At 39.4% G+C, this 1,305-nt stretch carries 2 protein-coding genes; both read right to left on the bottom strand.

Translation table 11 applies throughout. The features are described 5' to 3' along the window. Positions 1-79 precede the first annotated feature (79 nt). Positions 80-1,009 (bottom strand): IS3 family transposase, encoded by a 930-nt coding sequence (locus EDD57_RS14230; protein ID WP_131850074.1) that lies wholly within the window; start codon positions 1,007-1,009, stop codon positions 80-82. Next, positions 1,000-1,305: transposase (locus tag EDD57_RS14225; protein ID WP_131850073.1), on the bottom strand; the 306-nt coding region annotated here is incomplete at its 5' end. The genes EDD57_RS14230 and EDD57_RS14225, both read right to left, overlap by 10 nt.

The following is a 1,305-nucleotide window of genomic DNA, read 5'->3' as shown; positions in this document are numbered from 1 at the left end:
CGGTTTAACCCCCGAAATATTGAGTGGATCTCTCTTATTCTCTGTAAATCGTAGATTTAGATATTATTCATTTAGTGTACTATACATTTACAACGAACGATGAAATTTGCTTTTTAAGAGTAGCCTGAAAAAACTCGTGAGGTGCAAGGTCAAATAATCTACCATGAATCCTACGCTTGTTGTAGAAATCTATGTAATTAATGACCGTCTCGTATGCTTCTTGATAGTTTTTAAATTCATGACGAATCAAACACTCGCGCTCTAAAGCACTGTGAAACGATTCGATATGGGCATTTTTATTGGGCGTTCGAGGTGGAATTCGTTCGTGTTCCAAGTCGTTTGACTCGCAGAAATCTCCGAATAAATGTGAGATAAATTGTGGTCCGTTGTCTGTGCGGAGCACAGGCAATTTCTTCTGTTCATATTGCTGGCGCTTCAGTAAAGCCCTTTGAATGGTCTGAGTTACATGTCTGCTTTCACACGATAGTCCTATATGGTAATCCACGATGCTACGATCGTACACATCAAGTATCGATAACAGAAAGAAAAAGCGCTGTTCACCTGCTACGAAACCATATTTAATATCGATCTCCCATAATTGATTAGAAGCAGTTATGGCACGATTGCAAGCAATCTTTCTTGGAAATGCAGCTTTTATTTTTCGTTGAGGTTGGAGTAAGTTTATTTCCTTACAGAGTCGATATACTTTTTTCTTATTGATAAGAAGACCATATTGTCTCCGAAGTAAAACCGTTAACTTCCGATATCCGTATACTGCTTCTTCACCGGAGGCTAATTCACCCAACCATTCCTGTATTTGAAGATCACTAATCGCTTCATCTTGCTTATTCAAAGAGAATCCAGGGATAGGACGCCCTCCGTTAGATACTCTCTGTTTTTCATGACGATGCTTTTTGCGATAATAATATATTTGCTCGCTTATACCGACTATTTTCAGCACCTTGCGTGCTGTATAGCCCTGCTTAATCCATTTGTCGGCTACTTCCACTTTGTCCGATAAGCAGGGCTCCCCTTTTTTACAAGATCGCGGAGAACCGCGATTTCAAGATCTTTATCTCCCAGTATTTCTTTGAGCTTTACATTCTCTTTTTCTAGATCTAGGAATTCTTTTGAGCTTGGGATGTAGCTTTCTGCTCTCTTTGAGTCGCTTTCTGCATGTTTCCAAGTAGACAATTGAAACTCCTTTTTCCATCTATATATGAGATTCGCCGTAATTTCATATCTTTTGGCAACTTGAACCGCACTACCCATCTCTTGCGCTTCCTGAACAACTTTACTTTTGAA

Origin of the sequence: Baia soyae (assembly GCF_004341445.1) — a bacterium.
Taxonomy (GTDB): domain Bacteria; phylum Bacillota; class Bacilli; order Thermoactinomycetales; family Thermoactinomycetaceae; genus Baia; species Baia soyae.
Note: the sequence above shows the minus strand (reverse complement) of the source record. Positions and strands in the feature narration are given on the sequence as shown.